Below are 1,176 nucleotides of genomic sequence, written 5' to 3'. Positions count from 1 at the left end.
GCAGATTCGCAACGCTCGGCATTTTGGGTTTGAATCAGCTTTAGTGATTAAGGCACAATGGTTTGGTTGGGTGGTGGCGTTGCTCACTACTTAATTGGGCGTTATGTGCTATACGCTGGTAGCAGTTTACTTATCGTCTACTAACATGATAATATCGCCTTGCTTAAGATAGGTAATTTGGAGGTTCATATGAGCCAAGAAGATGCAAAAAGAATTTTAGATGGTCTAGAAGAATTTGTACAAGAAGCAACATCTAGTGAACAGAAAGCTAGAGAAGCATTATTGGCTGCTGGCTTGATAAAAGCTGATGGGCAGCCTGAGGAACATTACAAGGCATAATGTATAAACATCATCCGTCATTGGTTTTAGGGTTTCATGCTTGTGAACGTGAGATCGGTGAAGACATATTAAGAGGTGATAAAGGCTTTAAAGCGAGTGAAAACGAATTTGATTGGCTTGGTCATGGAATGTACTTTTGGGAGAATAGCCCTCATCGAGCAGAATCTTATGCGAGAGAGCTAAAGGAAGTACGTGGCAAGTTAAAAGATCCAATGGTTATTGGAGCAATCATCCATTTAGGATATTGTTTTGACTTACTTGAGTCTCACTCGCTTAATGTTTTAAAGGCTCAGCATGACGCTTTATCAAAAGTCTATACAGCAGCTAATCTAGAATTACCTAAGAATGAGCCTGTTCACGGGAAAGATATTGATAAACTATTTCGAAAGTTAGACTGCGCTGTTTTTCAATTTATGAATACAGAAATGGAACGAAAAGATGAAAAGACATTCGATTCCATACGTGGGGCTTTCTGGGAAGGTGATGAGCTATACCCATCTGCTGGCTTTAAGCAGAAAAATCATATCCAAATTTGTGTCCGAAACCCAAATTGTATAAAAGGCTACTTTCGACCACTTCAGTTAGACACTGGCTATCCTAGAGTGTAGTCCACAGCACATAACAAAGCATTTAAGACTGATTCCCAACGCATGGCATTTTTCATTCCATCGTTGGGTTTTGTGTTTATGGCATCTAGGTTTTAGTAGGGTGGTAGCGTTGCTCACAGCTTAATGCGGCGTTATGTTGCAATCAGCTATCAATATGCTCTAATTGTAGGTAAGCCCCTATTATTAGAGAGAATTTCAACCATGTATCAATTACGATGTACTAAGAAAT

General features: G+C 39.5%; 2 protein-coding genes. Both read left to right on the top strand.

Annotated elements, in window-relative coordinates; translation table 11 throughout:
- Positions 1-189: 189 nt before the first annotated feature.
- Positions 190-339, top strand: a complete 150-nt coding sequence (locus tag F0231_RS20745) for a hypothetical protein (RefSeq protein WP_171761568.1) — start codon at positions 190-192, stop codon at positions 337-339.
- Positions 339-947, top strand: coding sequence for a hypothetical protein (locus tag F0231_RS20740; protein ID WP_171761567.1), 609 nt, complete (start codon positions 339-341; stop codon positions 945-947). The genes F0231_RS20745 and F0231_RS20740 overlap by 1 nt, the downstream gene beginning before the upstream one ends.
- Positions 948-1,176 lie beyond the last annotated feature (229 nt).

This window comes from Vibrio sp. RE86 (assembly GCF_013114545.1).
Lineage (GTDB): Bacteria > Pseudomonadota > Gammaproteobacteria > Enterobacterales > Vibrionaceae > Vibrio.
The sequence above is the reverse complement of the archived record's forward strand: the minus strand, read 5'-3'. Positions and strand labels throughout refer to the sequence as shown.